Here is a 15854-nt window from a genome sequence, read left to right as displayed (position 1 = left end):
CCCGACGTCAAGGCGTGCCCTGAGCGGGTGGATCGTCGGAGTCGTCGCCTGCGGTGCGGAAGATCTCCTCGAGCGCGCGGTCGACGTCGGCCTCCTCGGCACGTGCCGTCTCGCGCCGCGTCGCGTACCCGGCGGGGTCGTCGAGGTCGGTCGCGTCGGGCAGGAGGTCGGGGTGCGCCCACACCGCTTCGCGTCCCGCGGCGCCGGACTCGCCCGCGATGCGCGCCCACAGCGCCGCCGCGTCGCGCGAGCGACGTGGGCGCAGCTCGAGCCCGACGAGCGAGGCGAACGTGTGCTCGGCCGGGCCGCCCGCCGCCCGGCGTCGGCGCAGCATCTCGCGCAGCGGCACCGCGTGGGGCAGGTGCGGCAGCGCCGCGGCCGCGGTCACCTCGTCCACCCAGCCCTCGACGAGGGCGAGCGTCGTCTCGAGGCGCAGCAGCGTCGCCTGCTGCTCCGGCGTGTTCTGCAGCCCGAACACGCCGCCGGACGAGAGCGCGCCCTGCAGCGCGGCGGTGTCCGTGAGGTCCACGTCGCGCAGCTGGGACTCGAGCTCGCCGAGGTCGATGGTGATGCCCCGGGCGTACGCGTCGACGAGGCCTCGCAGGTGACCGCGCAGCCACGAGACGTGCGTGAACAGCCGTGCGTGCGCGGCCTCGCGCAGAGCCAGGAAGAGCCGCACCTCCTCGGCCGGGGCGTCGAGCCCGTCGGCGAAGGCGGCGACGTTCGTCGGCAGCAGGACCGTCGCGGGCTCGTCCAGGAGCGGGAGCCCGACGTCGGTCGCCCCGAAGACCTCGCGCGACATCGTCCCGGCGGCCTGGCCCACCTGCATGCCGAAGACCGCGGACCCCATCCGTCGCATCAGCGCGGTCGGGTCGGTGCCGGGCAGGCCGGGGGACCCGGCCGTCTGACCGGGCAGGGTGAAGCCGACGCCGGGCAGCTCGGGGCTGCCGGTGCCGCCCAGGTCGCCGAGGCCGTCGGGGAGCTGGTCGCGCAGGACGGTCGCGAGGGCGTCCGCGACGGACGCGGCGACCGGCGCCACGAGCGCGTCCCAGGCCGGCAGGGTCGCCTCGACCCACTCCGACCTGCTCCACGCGTGCGCTCGCCCGCCCGACGGCGCGAGGTCCGTGACGGCGTCGAGCCACAGCTCCGCGACCGACAGGGCCTGGGTCGCCTCGCGGGCCTGTGCGGCGGTGAGCGAGGGGTCCCCCTCGGCGACGGCGACCTGGCGGGCGACGTCGTGCGCCACGCCGGTGTTCACCGGGCCGTCGCTCGGTGTCGACAGGAGCCGCTGCACCTGGGCGAGGACGTGCTGCACGAGCTGGGGGTCTGCTCCCGCGGCGCCAGGGCCCGCGAGCGCCCCGGGGTCGAAGCCCCGCTCGCGGAGCTCGCGCAGGGCCGCGTCCGCGTCGGCTCCGAGCATCTGACGCAGCAGCTCCTCGAAGCCCTGGTCCCAGGGGGTGGCGTCGTCGGCGCCCGGCGCGCCGTCGTCAGGGGGAAGGGGGCTCATGGCGACTCCTCGTGGTTGCGTCGGGACTCACCGTAACCAGGTTCCACCGTCGCGCAGGCGGGTGCGGGCGGTCCCGGGCCGGAGGTTCGCTCAGGGCGCAGCGCGGCCGCCGGCGGACACGTCCGCCGAACTCGGGGATGATGTCCCGGTGAGCGACCCCACCTCCTTCGACTCCCTGATCACCGACGACGAGGCCCCGCCGCCGGTGACGCGACGCGCCGTGACGTTCGGCGTGTCGCTGCTCGCGACGACCTTGCTGCTCGCAGGGCTGGCCGTGCTCCCCGCGCCCTACGCGATCCGGTCGCCGGGGCCGACCGAGGACACGCTCGGCCAGGAGGACGGGACGCCGCTCATCTCGATCACGGGTGCGCAGACGTACGACTCGACGGGCGAGCTGCGGCTGACGACGGTCTCGGTCGCCGGGGGCCCGGGCTATCCGGTGGGGCTCGTGCAGGTCGTGCGGGACTGGTTCGACTCCTCGCGCTCGGTGCAGCCGGCCGAGCTGATCTTCCCGCCGGACACCACGAAGGAGCAGACCGAGGAGCAGGGGCAGGCGGAGATGATCTCCTCGCAGGAGAACGCGACGGTCGCCGCGCTCACCGAGCTCGGCTACGAGGTCCCGGCGACGTTGACCGTCGACGGGACGACCCCGGGGACCGGGGCGGAGGGCGTCTTCGAGCCGGGTGACGTCATCGTCTCGCTCGACGGCGACGAGGTCGTCACCTACCAGGACCTGATCGACGACCTGGACGCCACCCGGCCGGGCTCGGACGTGCGGGTCGGCGTCGAGCGCGACGGGCAGGAGGAGGTCCTGACCGTGACGACGACGGACATCGACGGCCAGACCGTGCTCGGCGTGTACATCGACCCCGCGTTCGACTTCCCGGTCGACGTCGCGATCCAGATCGACGACATCGGCGGCCCCAGTGCCGGCACGATGTTCGCGCTCGGGATCATCGACCAGCTGACGCCCGAGGACGAGGCGGACGGCGTGTCGATCGCGGGGACGGGGACCATGAGCGTCGAGGGTGACGTCGGGCCGATCGGCGGGATCCAGCAGAAGATGTACGGCGCGGTGCGCGACGGCGCGACCTGGTTCCTCGCCCCCGTGGCCAACTGCCCGGACGTGGTCGGGAACGTGCCCGACGGGCTGCACGTCGCACGCGTCGCGACCCTCGCCGAGGCGCGGGACGCGATGACGGCGATCGGTGCGGGCGAGGGCGGCACGCTCGCGACGTGCGGTCCCGCGGAGCAGCAGCAGGCCGGGGGAGCCGGCTGACGAGCAGGGCCTTCAGCTCTCGAACGTGGCCCGCAGCGCCGCGACGAGCCCGGGCACGAGGTCCGGTCCGGACGCGACGTCGGCCGCGACGTCGTGCGCGCGCGACCGCACCGCGCACCAGGCCTCACCGGATCGCAGGACGCCGACGGCGAGGCGCACGTCCTGACGGTCCGGGTGGTTCGCGAGGTGCTCGAGCGCGGCCTGCGGGTCGTCCGGTACCGACTCCTCCGCGTCGGGAGGCAGGACGATCCGCTCCACGACGAGCGCCGCGCCGTCGACCGTCGGGGGCCAGGCCACCACGGCGAGCGACCGCTCGAGGTCGCCGTCGGCGGCGAACTCCTCCTGCTCGACCGAGAGCAGGTGGTGCGGGTCCGTCCGGGCGGCGGTCACGACGTCGGAGGGCAGCCGGTCCGCGAGGGTCGGGTCGGCGGCGAGCGCGCCCGCGGTCGCCACGAGCGCGAACAGCCGGGGAGGGGCGTCCCACCCGGCGTCCGCGACATGGTTCTCCACCTCGTGCACGGAGACGGCCAGGCTGCGGGTCGCGGCGCTCAGATCGGTCATGGGCCCATCGTCGCACCGCCGTCGCCGAACCGTGACCGGGCTGTGACAGGTCTGTCGCGCCTGCGCCAGCGCACGCGGGCTCGTTCGTGGGAACCTAGGAGGAGGTCCGGCCGTTGTGCCGATGGACCGTGCCACCGACCGTGTGCGTGCCACAGACCGTGTCATGACGAACGACGCAAAGAGGTAGACCTACCGTGTCATTTGCCGCAGCGCCCCGCAGGGAGTCCTCCGGGAAGCGCCCTGGCCGGCGACGGAGCCCGATCGGGATCGCGATCGCCGTCGTCGCCGCCCTCGTCGTCCTGCTGCTCCTGCTGGCGCAGTTCTGGACCGAGGTCCTCTGGTTCAACGACCTCGGCTTCTCGAGCGTTCTGTGGACGCAGTGGGGGACGCGGATCGCGCTGTTCGTCGGCGGGTTTCTCGTCATGGGCGGACTCGTGTTCCTGTCGTTCTCGCTCGCGTACCGGTCGCGGCCGATCTATGCGCCGTCCACGCCGGAGCAGGCGACGCTCGACCAGTACCGCGAGGCCGTCGAGCCGCTGCGCAAGGTCGTGATGATCGCCGTACCCGTCCTCGTCGGCTTCTTCGCGGGGGCGGCGGCGTCGTCGCAGTGGCAGACGGTCCTGCTCGCGTTCCACTCGGTGCCGTTCGGCACGTCGGACCCGGAGTTCGGCATCGACCTGTCGTTCTACGTGTTCGGGCTGCCCGCGATCCGGTTCGCCGTGAGCTTCCTCATGGCGGTCGTCATCATCTCCGCCATCGCAGCCCTCGCGACCCACTACCTGTACGGCGGGCTGCGGATCGGCGGCGGCGCGGACGCGGGTCCGCGCACCACCAAGGCGGCCCGCGTGCACCTGTCCGTGCTGGCGGCCGTGCTGCTCCTGCTCATCGCGGTGAACTACTGGCTCGACCGGTACTCGATCCTCACGTCCAGCAGCGCGGACGTGAACGGCGCGTCGTACGCGGACGTCCACGCCGTGATCCCGTCGAAGGGGATCCTCGCCGGGGTCGCCGTGTTCGTCGCGGTGCTCTTCGTCGTCACGGCGGTGCGCGGGGACTGGCGGCTGCCTGCCATCGGCGTCGGCGCGATGGTCGTCGCGGCGATCGCGATCGGCGGCATCTACCCGTCGGTCGTGCAGCGGTTCCAGGTCACCCCGAACGCGCAGGAGTTCGAGGAGCCCTACATCCAGCGCAACATCGACGCGACGAAGGTCGCGTACGGGATCGACGACGTCCAGACCGAGCAGTACAACGCGAAGACGCAGGCCGAGGCCGGCGCGCTGCGCGAGGACGCGGACACGACGGCGTCGATCCGGCTGCTGGACCCGGAGATCGTCAGCCCGTCGTTCAGCCAGCTGCAGCAGAACAAGCAGTACTACCAGTTCTCCCAGTCGTTGTCGGTGGACCGCTACTCGATCGACGACGAGAGCCGTGACACCGTCATCGCGGTGCGGGAGCTGAACCAGGAGGGCCTGGGTACCGGGGCGCGGACCTGGGTCAACGACCACACGGTCTACACGCACGGGTTCGGCGTGGTCGCGGCCTACGGCAACCAGATCGGGCCCGACGGGCGGCCGGCGTTCTACGAGGGCTCGATCCCGTCGCAGGGCGCCTTCACGGACGCGGGCGGCTACGAGCCGCGCATCTACTTCTCGCCGGAGGCGCCGGAGTACTCGATCGTCGGCTCACCCGAGGGCAGGGACCCGTGGGAGCTCGACTACCCGGTGGACGAGGACACGGGCCAGGTCAACAACACGTTCCCGACGCAGGACATCGCAGCCGGGCCGAGCGTGGGCACGTTCATGAACAAGGTCCTGTACGCGCTGAAGTTCGGCTCGGAGCAGATCCTCTTCTCCGACCGCGTGACGGAGGACTCCCAGATCCTGTACGACCGCAGCCCGCGCGACCGCGTCGCGAAGGTCGCCCCGTACCTGACGCTCGACGGACGCGTGTACCCGGCGGTCGTCGACGGTCGCGTGAAGTGGATCGTCGACGGGTACACCACGTCCGACGCCTACCCGTACTCCACCGCGGAGTCGTTGCAGGAGTCGACGGCGGACTCCCTGGTCGCGGCCAACTCGGTCGAGGCGCTCGCACCGCGCGAGGTGAACTACATCCGCAACTCGGTCAAGGCCACGGTGGACGCCTACGACGGTTCGGTGGACCTGTACGCGTGGGACACCGAGGACCCGGTGCTGCAGGCCTGGAACGGGGTCTTCTCGGAGTCGGTGCAGCCGATCTCCGAGATCTCGGGCGAGCTGATGAGCCACCTGCGCTACCCGGAGGACCTGTTCAAGGTGCAGCGCACGCTGCTGGCCAGCTACCACGTGGACGACGCGAACGAGTTCTACTCGCGGCAGGACTTCTGGCAGAGCCCGCAGGACCCGACGGCGAGCGGGACGATCAAGCCGCTGCAGCCGCCGTACTACCTGACTCTGCAGATGCCGAGCCAGGACGACCCGAAGTTCTCGCTCATGTCGACGTTCATCCCGGGTGGTCAGACCGACCGCAACATCCTCACCGGGTTCCTCGCGGTGGACGCGGAACCGGGGAACCAGGACGGCGAACGGTCCGACGACTACGGCACCCTGCGGCTGCTCGAGCTCCCACGCAACGCGACGGTGCCCGGCCCGGGCCAGGTGCAGAACAACTTCAACTCGAACCCCACGGTGTCCCAGGAGCTCAACCTGCTGCGGCAGGGCGACTCCACGGTCATCAACGGGAACCTGCTGACGTTGCCGGTCGGTGGTGGTCTGCTCTACGTCCAGCCCGTCTACGTGCAGTCGGCGGAGGGCACCCGGTTCCCGCTGCTGCGCAAGGTCCTCGTGTCGTTCGGCGACGAGGTCGGGTTCGCCGACACGCTCGACGAGGCGCTCGACCAGGTGTTCGGCGGTGACTCGGGAGCGAACGCCGGCGACGCCGAGGGCGGTGTCGACACCGAGGTGCCCGACCAGCCCGCCGAGGGCGAGGGGACTGCGGGGACGGAGGAACCGGGGACGGACACCGGTACCGACACCGGGACGGACACCGACACCGACACCGACACGGGGACGGACACCGGCTCCGACGGCACGGGCGGTACGGTCGACGGCGAGGCGCGTGCCGAGCTCGACCAGGCGCTGAGCGCCGCTCAGCAGGCGATCGACGACGGCCAGGCTGCTCTCGCCGAGGGCGACTTCGCCGGCTACGGCGAGGCGCAGGAGCGGCTCCAGCAGGCGCTCGAGTCGGCGCTCGCGGCCGAGCAGCAGCTGGACGCGACGTCGTCGGAGGGCTGACCACCGCTGACAGGGGCGAGGGCGGGACCGCGCAGGCGGTCCCGCCCTCGCGTCTGTTCCGGGCCCGGGCACGAGGGCCGCTGTGCACGGCCACGGCCCGCTCCCGGAAGCATGGCCGTGACGCAGGTCTCGTCCTCGCGATTTGGCCGCATCCCGGGAGTGTGCGTAAAGTAGGGATCACCGCCGCGGGGTGGAGCAGTTCGGTAGCTCGCTGGGCTCATAACCCAGAGGTCGCAGGTTCAAATCCTGCCCCCGCTACTCAGGTCCGAAGGCCCTCGATCAGCTGATCGAGGGCCTTCGGCGCGTTCCGGCCCGGTGGGATGTCCCGGTGTCTGCGCACCCGGCGACGAGCGTGCGGTGACGAGGCCCACAGGCCACTCTCCCGGGACGGGAAGGAGCGGCGCCACCTCCGGCGTTATCGTCGATGGCCGGCGTCCACCACTCCTTGCGGCGCCCGACACCCGGAAGGTCACCATGCGTCGTCTGCGTCGCCGTACCCGTCCCGTCCTCCTCGCCGCGCTCGCGGCGACCACCACGTTGACCCTCGCCGCCTGCTCGTCCGGCGGCACGGACGAGGGTGGCATGGCGGACCCGACCGACGGTGCGCCGTCGGACGCCGCGCAGTGCGAGCCCGGCGCGCTGCCGACCCTGACGGACGACGTGCTGACCGTCGGGGCGGGCGAGCCGTACCTGCCCTGGTACGTGGACGACCCCGAGTCGGGCGAGGGGTTCGAGTCGGCACTGATCTACGCCGTCGCCGACCGCCTGGGCTACGCGGCCGAGGACGTGCAGTGGCAGACCGTGACGTTCGAGCAGATCGTCAGCCCGGCGGTGAAGCCGTTCGACGTCGCGGCCTACCAGACGTCGATCACGGACGAGCGCCGCCAGGCGGTCGACTTCTCCAGCCCGTACCTCACGACCCGTCAGGGTGTCGTCGTCATGGAGGACGGCCCGTACGCGGACGCGACGAGCCTCGCCGACCTCGACGGCGCGAAGCTCGGGGTGACCGCGGCCCAGACGAGCCTGACGCTCACCGAGGCCGCGTTCGGCGAGGACGCCGACGTGTCGCCGTACAGCGCCGCGGGCGACGGCATGCAGGCCCTGCAGTCCGGCACGATCGACGCGATGGTCATGGACGTCGACCAGGGTGTCGCGGCCTCGACCGAGTACTTCCCGGACTCGGTCGTCATCGGCACGCTGCCCGACGAGGGCGTCGTCGAGCAGTACGGGCTCGTGCTCGACGTCGGCTCGCCGCTCACCGACTGCGTCTCGCAGGCGGTCGACGAGCTCGAGGAGGACGGCACGCTCGCGGGGCTGCGCACCACGTGGCTGAGGTCGGACGACGTCCCCGTCCTCGAGTGACGGGTTCCGGACCAGTGCTGACCGCAGTGACGACCGCAGTGACGACCGCAGGGACGACCGCAGGGACGACCGCACCGTGACGACGCCCGACGGCGTGTGGTCACCGTCCCCGCTCGCGCAGGAGCGCGCCGCGTTCCGGCGGGCGCAGCGACGGCGCTCGGCGCTCGTCGCGCTCGTGAGCACCGTGGTCGTCGTGACGACCGTCGTGCTCGTGGTCACGGGCGCGCCCGGCTGGGAGCGCGCGCGCACGGCCTTCTTCGACCCGGCGTACGCGTGGGAGTCGCTGCCGGCGATCCTCGACGGGCTGTGGCTCAACCTGCGGGTCTGGGTCGTGGCCGGCGTGGTCGGGACGGTGCTCGGGCTCGGTCTCGCCGTGGCGCGCACGAGCCGGGTCCCCGCGCTCTTCCCGCTGCGCGCGTTCGCCGTGGTGTACGTCGACCTGTTTCGCGGGGTCCCGCTCCTGCTCGTCCTCCTGCTCGTCGGGTTCGGGCTCCCCGCGCTGCGGCTGCCGTGGTTGCCGTCGTCGGGCGCGTTCCTCGGTGCGCTCGCGATCGTCCTCACGTACACCGCCTACATCGCGGAGGTGTTCCGGGCGGGCATCGAGTCCGTGCACCCCTCCCAGGTGGCGGCGGCCCGCTCGCTCGGGCTGACGCGCACCCAGACGACGCGGCGCGTCGTGCTGCCCCAGGCGCTGCGCAACGTCACGGCGCCGCTCGCGAACAACCTCGTCGCGCTGCAGAAGGACTCCGGCCTCATCTCGGTGCTCGGCGCGGTCGACGCGATCCGCGCCGCCCAGATCGCGACGACGGGGAGCTACAACTTCACGCCCTACGTCGTGGCCGGAGCGCTGTTCTTCCTCGTCTCCTTCCCGCTCTCGCGGGCCGTCGACGCCTATCAGGCGCGCCGCGGGTGGGGGCGGTCGATCGCGACGGTCAGCGGGGCGGGTGACATCCGATGAACCACCTGCTGTCGCTGCGCGGCGTGCGCAAGACCTACCCGGCCCCGCGCGATTCCGGGCTCGGTCGACGTAGCGCGCCCGCGGAGCGTCGCGTCGTGCTCGACGGCATCGACCTCGACGTCGACCGTCATCGCTGTGTCGTGCTCGTCGGTGCGTCGGGCTCGGGCAAGTCGACGCTCCTGCGGGTGGTCAACCTCCTCGACGAGGTCGACGACGGCGAGATCCTGCTCGACGGCGAGGACGTCGCCGACCCGCGGCTCGACGCCAACGCCGTGCGGGCCCGCATGGGCATGGTCTTCCAGGCGTACAACCTCTTCCCGCACATGCGGGTGCTCGACAACGTGGCCCTGGCGCCGCGACTGGTGCACCGTCGGCCCGCGGCGGAGGCCGAGGACGCGGCGGTCGAGATGCTGCGACGGGTCGGGCTCGCGCACAAGGTCACCGCGTATCCCGACCAGCTCTCGGGCGGCGAGCAGCAGCGTGCCGCGATCGCGCGCGCCCTGGTCAACGGTCCCGAGCTCCTGCTCCTCGACGAGGTGACGTCCGCGCTCGACCCCGAGCTCGTCGGCGAGGTGCTCGACCTGCTGGCCGAGCTGCGCGCCGAAGGCCGGACCATGCTCGTCGCGACCCACGAGATGGGCTTCGCCCGCCGTGTCGCCGACGAGGTGTGCTTCCTGCACGACGGTCGCGTGCACGAGCGCGGCACCCCGCAGCAGGTGCTCGACACCCCCGAGCGGGACCGCACGCGCGAATTCCTGCGCCGCCTGACGTCCTGACGCCCCGAGCCGCGCCGAACACGACCTGAGGGTCGCTATCGGCGACGTGACGACCCTCAGGTCGTGCTCGACCGCGCGTGAGGGTGTGGTCGGCCGCGTCGGTAGGGTGCTGCATAGCGTCGCGTGCCGGTGACGGGCTGCGTCAGGCATGGAGGCGTCGGACCCGGAAGGGGGTACCCGTGCGCCACGTGCGGACCCGTTCCTCGTGCCTCACCCGTGGGTGAGGGCGAGACGACCAGGTTGGTGGCCTGGTACGACGAGATGAAGGCCGTGCACGGCCGGCTGCGACGGGCGCTCGAGCTCGTGCGCGAGACAGCGGACCACGACGACGCCGGCTCGACCGGCGACGAGACGTCGACGCGGCGCGCGGTCGCGCACCAGGAGCTGCTCGTCCACTGCCGCGGCTTCTGCACGGCGCTGACCCGCCACCACACGAGCGAGGACACGACGCTCTTCCCGGAGATCGGGCGTCGGCACCCCGGGCTCGACGCGACCCTGCGCGCGCTGCGGCAGGACCACAGCATGATCGCCTACCTCGTCACGGACCTCGAGCAGACGCTCGACCGCGCGGCAGACCCCGCGTCGTCGAGGGCCGCGATCGGGCGCCATCTCGACGGCGTCGGCGCGATCATGGAGTCGCACTTCCGCTACGAGGAGAGAGCGCTCGGGGACGTCCTCGCCGCGCTCGACCTCGTCGCGGACCGCGACGACGTGCTGGGCCCGATCTGACGGTGCGTGGTCCGACCGGCGGGCAGCACCGCGAGGTCGCCAGCGCCGCGCGGGCTGCGAGAGTGGGGCCATGGTCAACCGCCTCGCCGACGCCGTGAGCCCGTACCTGCGCCTGCACGCGGACAACCCCGTGGACTGGTACCCGTGGGGCCCCGAGGCGTTCGCGGAGGCCCGGCGGCGCGACGTGCCGGTCATGGTCTCGGTCGGGTACGCGACGTGCCACTGGTGCCACGAGGTTCTTCGATTGGCGACTGTCGACGGAAATCTGCGAAACCGCAGGTCAGGGGCCTAGTCTCGGTTCGCTCGCTATCGGCGAATGTTGCCGTTGGACACCGATTCCAGGGCTTCGTGCATCACTCTCGTGCATCACCCGCGCGGGCCCCGAAGCCCCGAGTCGTGCTCCGGGTGGTCAGGCCCACGGGATCACTTGGCGCCCGGAGCGTCGCGGCGATAGTATGGATCCGATCCTGGCGGAGATGCTAGGAGGCTTGGACTCGTCTAGCTAACGAGAACAAGCAACCACAGAGGAGGATCCCTCCGACAAGATCGGCGTGTATAGCGAGCCCCGAAACGATGGTTTCGAGTTTGCGCCGGTCGCATCGGTGGTCACGAATCCCTGTTGGACCAGAGTGCTCGCCTCATGAGCTTGAATGCCCCGGTTATGCCGGGGCATTCGCATTTAGCGCTTCGCCTGCCAAAGCTCGTTGGCTCTGGCGCCGGCCCTGACATGTGCGTTCGGGTAGACGTTCACGTAGCCCCTTGGCTCTACCCGCCACACGCTCGAAGCGGCGATCACGGTCCGTCGCTTGCGACCTGCGCTGGTGTCCCAATGAAAGCCTGGTGGCACGACGTAGTCCCACACGCGAAGCAGGTTGCCCGAGGCATCCGGTCGGCCGTGTCTCACTCCTGGTGCCGCCGGCGTCCAGGTCCCAGTTGAAGGGGACAGCCAGTTGCCCCCGTTCCCATAAGTCGCGCGGAAGGCCTGGCGCCCCGATTCCTCGACGAGAGGTCTTAAGACGGCGTCCTTGTGGAAGACATGCAGTGGGAGCACGCGCGGGTCGTGATGGTCGGAGCAGTCGGACGGTCCTTCAAGCGCCATCAGATCATCGAGATCGGCGGCAGGGTCACGCCCGTCCTCAAGGGTTCGGAAGGCGGCCTTGTATTGGACGAACTGCGGGAGCGGCAGACAATCGTGTTTCGTCGGCGGGTCACGTCGCGGATCGTGTAGCACGAAGACCGCGCCCCTGCTGAGTACGTAACACTTCCGAAGGCTCAGATCTCGGTACAGCTCGCCTGCGTCCGCCGGCTCCAAGATGTTGATCGGGCGCGTTCCGTTCCCATCGGCAGTCATCCGTCGTCGACTCGACCGTCGCGTGACGAGGTCCATGCCGAGCTGAGATGCACGACGGCTGAGCGTGGTGCGCAGATTTTTCTCGTAGCCGCTGTCAGTTGGATGCAACACGAGCCAGACTCTCGGGCCGAGCGGTTCGGGCGCGGCGGTGCTCGTTCCTTGCCCCCGCCGGGTCACATCTTCGCCCGAAGCGCAACCGAGGCTGGTACTTGCATAGCCTTGAGTTCGCCTGGCTTCATGACCGCGACACAGCGCAGGAGGAATCGCCTCAACTCCTCGGCCTCCTGGCTCTCCTTGGCCGACGGTCGAGTACTTGCGTCGGAGGACGCATTCGCAGGCAGTGACAGACCCTGTTGCTCGAACCAGGGCGCAAGGATGTCCACGACCTTGGACTTGAGCGTCAGGTTCCAGGGCCGCCGCAGGTCAGGCGGAAGCGCCATCGTTCCGAGGCCGCGCTCTACCCACTCGGCGAGGTCTCGATCGGGATGAGCCTTGGCGAAGCCGCGTCGCCAGTCGGCCATCACTTCGGCCTTGATCGTGGGCATCTGCGGTCTGCCAGTAGCCTCGCCAGGGGCGACTTTGACAGCCTGAAGGCCATCCCACACATAGACCTCTCCAGAGGAGTAGTCGAGAACGGCGTCCCAGAGGTCCGGTCGTAGTCGACCGCTTCCAACGACACTTCCAGCCGGTGTGGCAGAAGACGACGGGGCAAGAAGCCTTGCCACAGGTGGGCGAGCGGTGTCATCAAGCTCGACGAGATCAGGTACTTGGCGCAACAAGCCACTGAAGGACGCGGCTCCGAAGGAACGTTCGTCGAACTCTCGGGCCGTTGCCTGGAGAATCCGATTCTTCAGGACGCCGACGGTCATCACTTGCCAGTCCGACCGTCCCGACTCACGCGCGGCCTCGAACGCGCTCGTCACCAACGCTCGAAACGTGTCGAGCGTCGACGCATCGGTCGTCGGCGGTGGGGTCTTCTCGTCTGGCACGACCCACATTCTGGCAGCACACGGCCGACGCCGCTGCAGTGAGCGGTGATTGACAGGCTCTATCCGGCACGCCGTCGGTGCTTGGCCTGCGGGAGAAGGTCGGCTATCCCGACCTCCTCCCGCGCGGGTGCGATGAGGACTTCCGACGCGGCTTCGGCCAGCACCATGCGCTTTTCCTCCAACGCCAGCAGCTGGTCGAGGCGCCACCGGTCCGGGTGGGTCATCACGGGCGGCGGCACCAGGTCGCGGTCCTTGAGGTTCTGATAGCCCTTCGTCTTGCCCCAGCCGTAGCGCGCCATCACGTCGTGCGCGTCGAGGAAGACGTGCCGCGGGTCGGTCTCGTCCGAGGCATCCGGCGGCCAGTGCATGGCTCACACCGCCGTCGGCTTGCCGAGCAGGGGCTGGGAGGCGAGGCGCTGGGTGCGGATGAAGGTCCGCAGGTCGCCGACGGTCGTGTAGAGGCGCCGGCCGATCTTGAAGAACTCCGGACCAGTGCCCTCCTGGCGCCACCAGCGCACGGTGTTGACCGGTGTCCGCAGGATCTCGGCGACGTCATCGAGCGTGAGGAGCTCGTCGTCGTGGCGAGCGTGGAAGGGGACGTCATGGGTGTTGCTGTTCATGGTTCCTCCTGTCAGGCGTTGGCCCGCGAGGATCGTGGGCGACAGGTAGGTGTGCGGGCCGTGCCGCACAGAGCGCCGAATACATTCGATCGGATATCGTCGAGGGATGGATCGGGCGTACCTGATCGAAGTCGCACGACGAGCCAGCGGTCTGACGCAGGCCGAGCTCGCCGCCAGATCCGGTACGTCGCAGGCGACGATGTCGGCGTACGAGCGGGGCCTGAAGTCCCCGACAATCAAGGTCGCCGGACGGATCCTTGAGGCCGCGGGATACGACCTCAACCTGCGACGGCTCATCGACTGGGTCGAGCACGAGGCGCCCGGCGTGGGGAAGTTCTGGGTGCCGAACACGCTCTGGAACGTGGAGACGCCCGACTGCTTCGCGATCCTGGAGTTCGCCGACCTCGTGGGCGACGGGCCGGTCCGGCAGTGGGACCTGCACGACCGCAAGCAGCGCAAGGGCGTCTACGAGCAACTCCTGCGCGGTGGGACTCCTGAGGAGATGATCCGCTGGATCGACGGCCCCCTTCTGGTCGACGTGTGGGAGGAGCTCGAACTCCCGGACGCGGTCCGCGCGGCGTGGAAGTGGCCGATCGTTATCGCGCGGGGACCGACCCATCCCGACACCGTCCGGATCCTGGGTCGAGGGGACGAGTCGTTCACGGGTGAGGCGTGGGTCCGCGAACGCGAAGCCGTGCCACCGAGGCCGCCGGGTCCGAAGGAGCCGCGGGTGCGGTTCATCCGGACGCGCTTCGACCCGCGTCCACCGGAGCCGACGGCGGACGGCGATGAGACGAAGCCGGCAGCGACCGTCGCCAAAGTTGCCGAACGGCTTGCCACCCAGCTGGCAACGTCGCGGCACCCCGCCGCCCCGGCAACCTGGAACGCCGGAGTCGCGTTCGCGCGGCGCTGGGCAGACCTGGGCAACGGCCACAACGTTGTGCTGACGCCGAGCGGACCGGGCTGCGTCGTCGGCGTCACGGTCGAGCCGTACGTCGACAGGCTCGAGGTCGGCGAGCAGCTGATCAGGCTGTGGCGAACGGGCTGAACCCGATCCGGCGCCTCGACGGCACCTCGACGGCACCTCAGAATCCGATGCTGGGTGCCGAGGGTGATGCCGCGGGCCGGGAGTCGAACTCGGCAGGGGGGCGCGGCGCGGGCCGCCGCCTGGGTGTCTTCGGTCCGTAGCGCTCGATCGCCTCGGTCGCCGTCACTCGTGCGTGAGCCGGTCCGAGGTCGGCGCGGTCGCGAGCGAAGACATCGCACCACTGCTTGCGCGCATCGTCGATCGACTCGGCGACGATGTGGGCGACGTTGCGCTCGCGGCCGCGTGTCATCCCGACGTACGCCGACGCGGCTCCGCTGTGCTCGCCGACCAGCACATGGCTTTCGGTGACAGTGGCGCCTTGCGCGCCATAGGCGGTCGTGGCGTAGGCGAGCTCGACATCGCGGCGCACGTAGTCGGGCGGCAACACACGAGTCCCCGCCTCGCCCCTCACGGTGAGCGCGCCGCGATCGCACGAGACGACGAACCACAACTCGCGGTTCGCGACGTTGGCATCGCGGTCGTTGCGCCGGGTCGCGATGGTGTCGCCGACGCCGAGCCGTTCACCCGCCGCGGTCAGCACCTGCTCGTCGACCTCACCGGTCGCCTTGCGGATCCGGTGCGCGAAGGCGTTGATCCGGCCCACCTGCTCGCGGGTGTCGGCGACGACGAGCTTGCCGACGCTGGCTTCAGCGGCAAGGCGGCGGGTCCGCTCGACGTCGCTGGCGTGGATGACGATCTCGCCACGGGCGAGGAGATCATCGAACACCTCGCCCGCCTGAGCACCGCTCCGCATCTGGAGTGACAGCTCGGCATAGCGCGGGTCCTTGAAGCGGCGTACGCCGTCGAGCTGTTGCACCCGATCGGGTGCGTACCTGATCGCCAGATCCAGGACCCCGCCACGGCCGACGGCCGGGAGTTGATGGCGGTCGCCGACCAGCATCACGAGCGCCTGGGTCTCGTCGGCCAGGCGGAGTAGCGCGCGGGCAGTGTCCTGGTCGACCATGCCCGCCTCGTCGACGACGAGCAGGTCGCCTCGAAGTAGTCGGGCGCTGACGTCGGGCGCGGAGTCGACTCGACTCCACCGACCGTCCTCGTCCCAGCGGAAACCGTGCTGGTGGAGCAGCGAGGCTGCGGAGTACGACGCCGCGCCGATTGCGCCCTCTGCGACCTGGGCCGCCTTGAGAGTCGGGGTCACCACGACCATCCGACGCCCGGCTGCGATCGCGCGCTCGCGGGTTGCCGCGAGACGGGCGGTCTTGCCAACCCCGGCCGCGCCCTCGATCACGGTGATCGTCTTGGCCTCGGCACGAGTCGCAAGGTGGTCGACGATCTCGTGCTCGACGGCCAGCACGTCGATCGACGTGAACGAACGCACGTGCTTGGGCACGTCCGATCGGGGGAG

At 70.7% G+C, this 15854-nt stretch carries 14 protein-coding genes, 1 tRNA gene and 1 pseudogene; 10 read left to right on the top strand and 6 right to left on the bottom strand.

Annotation, left to right across the window (positions count from 1 at the left end):
- Positions 1–7: 7 nt before the first annotated feature.
- The gene (locus IF651_RS04050) at positions 8–1507 is read right to left on the bottom strand and encodes a zinc-dependent metalloprotease (RefSeq protein WP_191827789.1); all 1500 of its coding nucleotides are present in this window, start codon (positions 1505–1507) and stop codon (positions 8–10) included.
- A gap of 148 nt (positions 1508–1655) precedes the next feature.
- Here IF651_RS04050 and IF651_RS04045 point away from each other — a divergent pair, with 148 nt between their 5' ends.
- Positions 1656–2786, top strand: coding sequence for a YlbL family protein (locus tag IF651_RS04045; RefSeq protein ID WP_338403761.1), 1131 nt, complete (start codon positions 1656–1658; stop codon positions 2784–2786).
- A gap of 12 nt (positions 2787–2798) precedes the next feature.
- On the opposite strand, the gene IF651_RS04040 is transcribed toward IF651_RS04045, so the two are convergent.
- A complete protein-coding gene (locus IF651_RS04040) occupies positions 2799–3347 on the bottom strand; it encodes a PPA1309 family protein (protein ID WP_191827787.1) in 549 nt (182 codons plus the stop codon).
- A gap of 194 nt (positions 3348–3541) precedes the next feature.
- On the opposite strand from IF651_RS04040, the gene IF651_RS04035 reads away from it, so the two are divergent.
- The 8 genes and pseudogenes from IF651_RS04035 to IF651_RS04000 all read left to right on the top strand — a co-directional run bounded on the left by IF651_RS04035 (position 3542) and on the right by IF651_RS04000 (position 11672).
- A complete protein-coding gene (locus IF651_RS04035; RefSeq protein ID WP_191827786.1) occupies positions 3542–6619 on the top strand; it encodes a UPF0182 family protein in 3078 nt (1025 codons plus the stop codon).
- A 184-nt stretch (positions 6620–6803) separates the two neighbouring features.
- A tRNA-Met gene (locus IF651_RS04030) sits at positions 6804–6877 on the top strand.
- A gap of 216 nt (positions 6878–7093) precedes the next feature.
- A complete protein-coding gene (locus IF651_RS04025; protein WP_191827785.1) occupies positions 7094–7981 on the top strand; it encodes an ABC transporter substrate-binding protein in 888 nt (295 codons plus the stop codon).
- A gap of 76 nt (positions 7982–8057) precedes the next feature.
- Complete coding sequence (locus IF651_RS04020) at positions 8058–8939, top strand: ABC transporter permease subunit (RefSeq protein WP_191827784.1); 882 nt, start codon at positions 8058–8060, stop codon at positions 8937–8939.
- Positions 8936–9715, top strand: a complete 780-nt coding sequence (locus tag IF651_RS04015; RefSeq protein ID WP_191827783.1) for an amino acid ABC transporter ATP-binding protein — start codon at positions 8936–8938, stop codon at positions 9713–9715. The genes IF651_RS04020 and IF651_RS04015 overlap by 4 nt, the downstream gene beginning before the upstream one ends.
- 243 nt (positions 9716–9958) lie before the next feature.
- Positions 9959–10444 carry a hemerythrin domain-containing protein gene (locus IF651_RS04010; RefSeq protein WP_338403760.1) on the top strand — a complete coding sequence of 162 codons (486 nt, stop codon included), beginning with the start codon at positions 9959–9961 and terminating at the stop codon, positions 10442–10444.
- A gap of 70 nt (positions 10445–10514) precedes the next feature.
- Positions 10515–10688: pseudogene (locus tag IF651_RS04005) on the top strand (DUF255 domain-containing protein); the annotation flags it as partial.
- Positions 10689–11471: 783 nt separating this feature from the next.
- Positions 11472–11672 (top strand): hypothetical protein, encoded by a 201-nt coding sequence (locus tag IF651_RS04000; protein ID WP_191827781.1) that lies wholly within the window; start codon positions 11472–11474, stop codon positions 11670–11672.
- Between the two features lie 296 nt (positions 11673–11968).
- On the opposite strand, the gene IF651_RS03995 is transcribed toward IF651_RS04000, so the two are convergent.
- From IF651_RS03995 to IF651_RS03985, 3 genes are read right to left on the bottom strand one after another with little or no spacing between them, the layout of a single operon-like run.
- Positions 11969–12784, bottom strand: a complete 816-nt coding sequence (locus IF651_RS03995; protein WP_191827780.1) for an OST-HTH/LOTUS domain-containing protein — start codon at positions 12782–12784, stop codon at positions 11969–11971.
- A gap of 59 nt (positions 12785–12843) precedes the next feature.
- Positions 12844–13152, bottom strand: a complete 309-nt coding sequence (locus tag IF651_RS03990) for a hypothetical protein (protein WP_191827779.1) — start codon at positions 13150–13152, stop codon at positions 12844–12846.
- Between the two features lie 3 nt (positions 13153–13155).
- Positions 13156–13404: a helix-turn-helix domain-containing protein gene (locus IF651_RS03985; RefSeq protein ID WP_191827778.1), complete on the bottom strand. Its 249-nt coding sequence runs from the start codon at positions 13402–13404 to the stop codon at positions 13156–13158.
- A 106-nt stretch (positions 13405–13510) separates the two neighbouring features.
- Here IF651_RS03985 and IF651_RS03980 point away from each other — a divergent pair, with 106 nt between their 5' ends.
- Positions 13511–14452 carry a helix-turn-helix domain-containing protein gene (locus IF651_RS03980; protein ID WP_191827777.1) on the top strand — a complete coding sequence of 314 codons (942 nt, stop codon included), beginning with the start codon at positions 13511–13513 and terminating at the stop codon, positions 14450–14452.
- A gap of 37 nt (positions 14453–14489) precedes the next feature.
- On the opposite strand, the gene IF651_RS17365 is transcribed toward IF651_RS03980, so the two are convergent.
- Complete coding sequence (locus tag IF651_RS17365) at positions 14490–15839, bottom strand: AAA family ATPase (RefSeq protein ID WP_206715125.1); 1350 nt, start codon at positions 15837–15839, stop codon at positions 14490–14492.
- Positions 15840–15854 lie beyond the last annotated feature (15 nt).

Source organism: Cellulosimicrobium arenosum (genome assembly GCF_014837295.1).
Classification (GTDB): Bacteria; Actinomycetota; Actinomycetes; order Actinomycetales; family Cellulomonadaceae; genus Cellulosimicrobium; species Cellulosimicrobium arenosum.
This window is presented reverse-complemented; position numbering and strand designations above follow the sequence as displayed.

Bases quoted from the DNA above. Each gene is read 5' to 3' on its own strand.
- IF651_RS04050 (WP_191827789.1), bottom strand. From the start codon at position 1,507: ATGAGCCCCCTTCCCCCTGACGACGGCGCGCCGGGCGCCGACGACGCC.
- IF651_RS04040 (WP_191827787.1), bottom strand. From the start codon at position 3,347: ATGACCGATCTGAGCGCCGCGACCCGCAGCCTGGCCGTCTCCGTGCAC.
- IF651_RS04025 (WP_191827785.1), top strand. From the start codon at position 7,094: ATGCGTCGTCTGCGTCGCCGTACCCGTCCCGTCCTCCTCGCCGCGCTC.
- IF651_RS04015 (WP_191827783.1), top strand. From the start codon at position 8,936: ATGAACCACCTGCTGTCGCTGCGCGGCGTGCGCAAGACCTACCCGGCC.
- IF651_RS03990 (WP_191827779.1), bottom strand. From the start codon at position 13,152: ATGCACTGGCCGCCGGATGCCTCGGACGAGACCGACCCGCGGCACGTC.
- IF651_RS03985 (WP_191827778.1), bottom strand. From the start codon at position 13,404: ATGAACAGCAACACCCATGACGTCCCCTTCCACGCTCGCCACGACGAC.
- IF651_RS03980 (WP_191827777.1), top strand. From the start codon at position 13,511: ATGGATCGGGCGTACCTGATCGAAGTCGCACGACGAGCCAGCGGTCTG.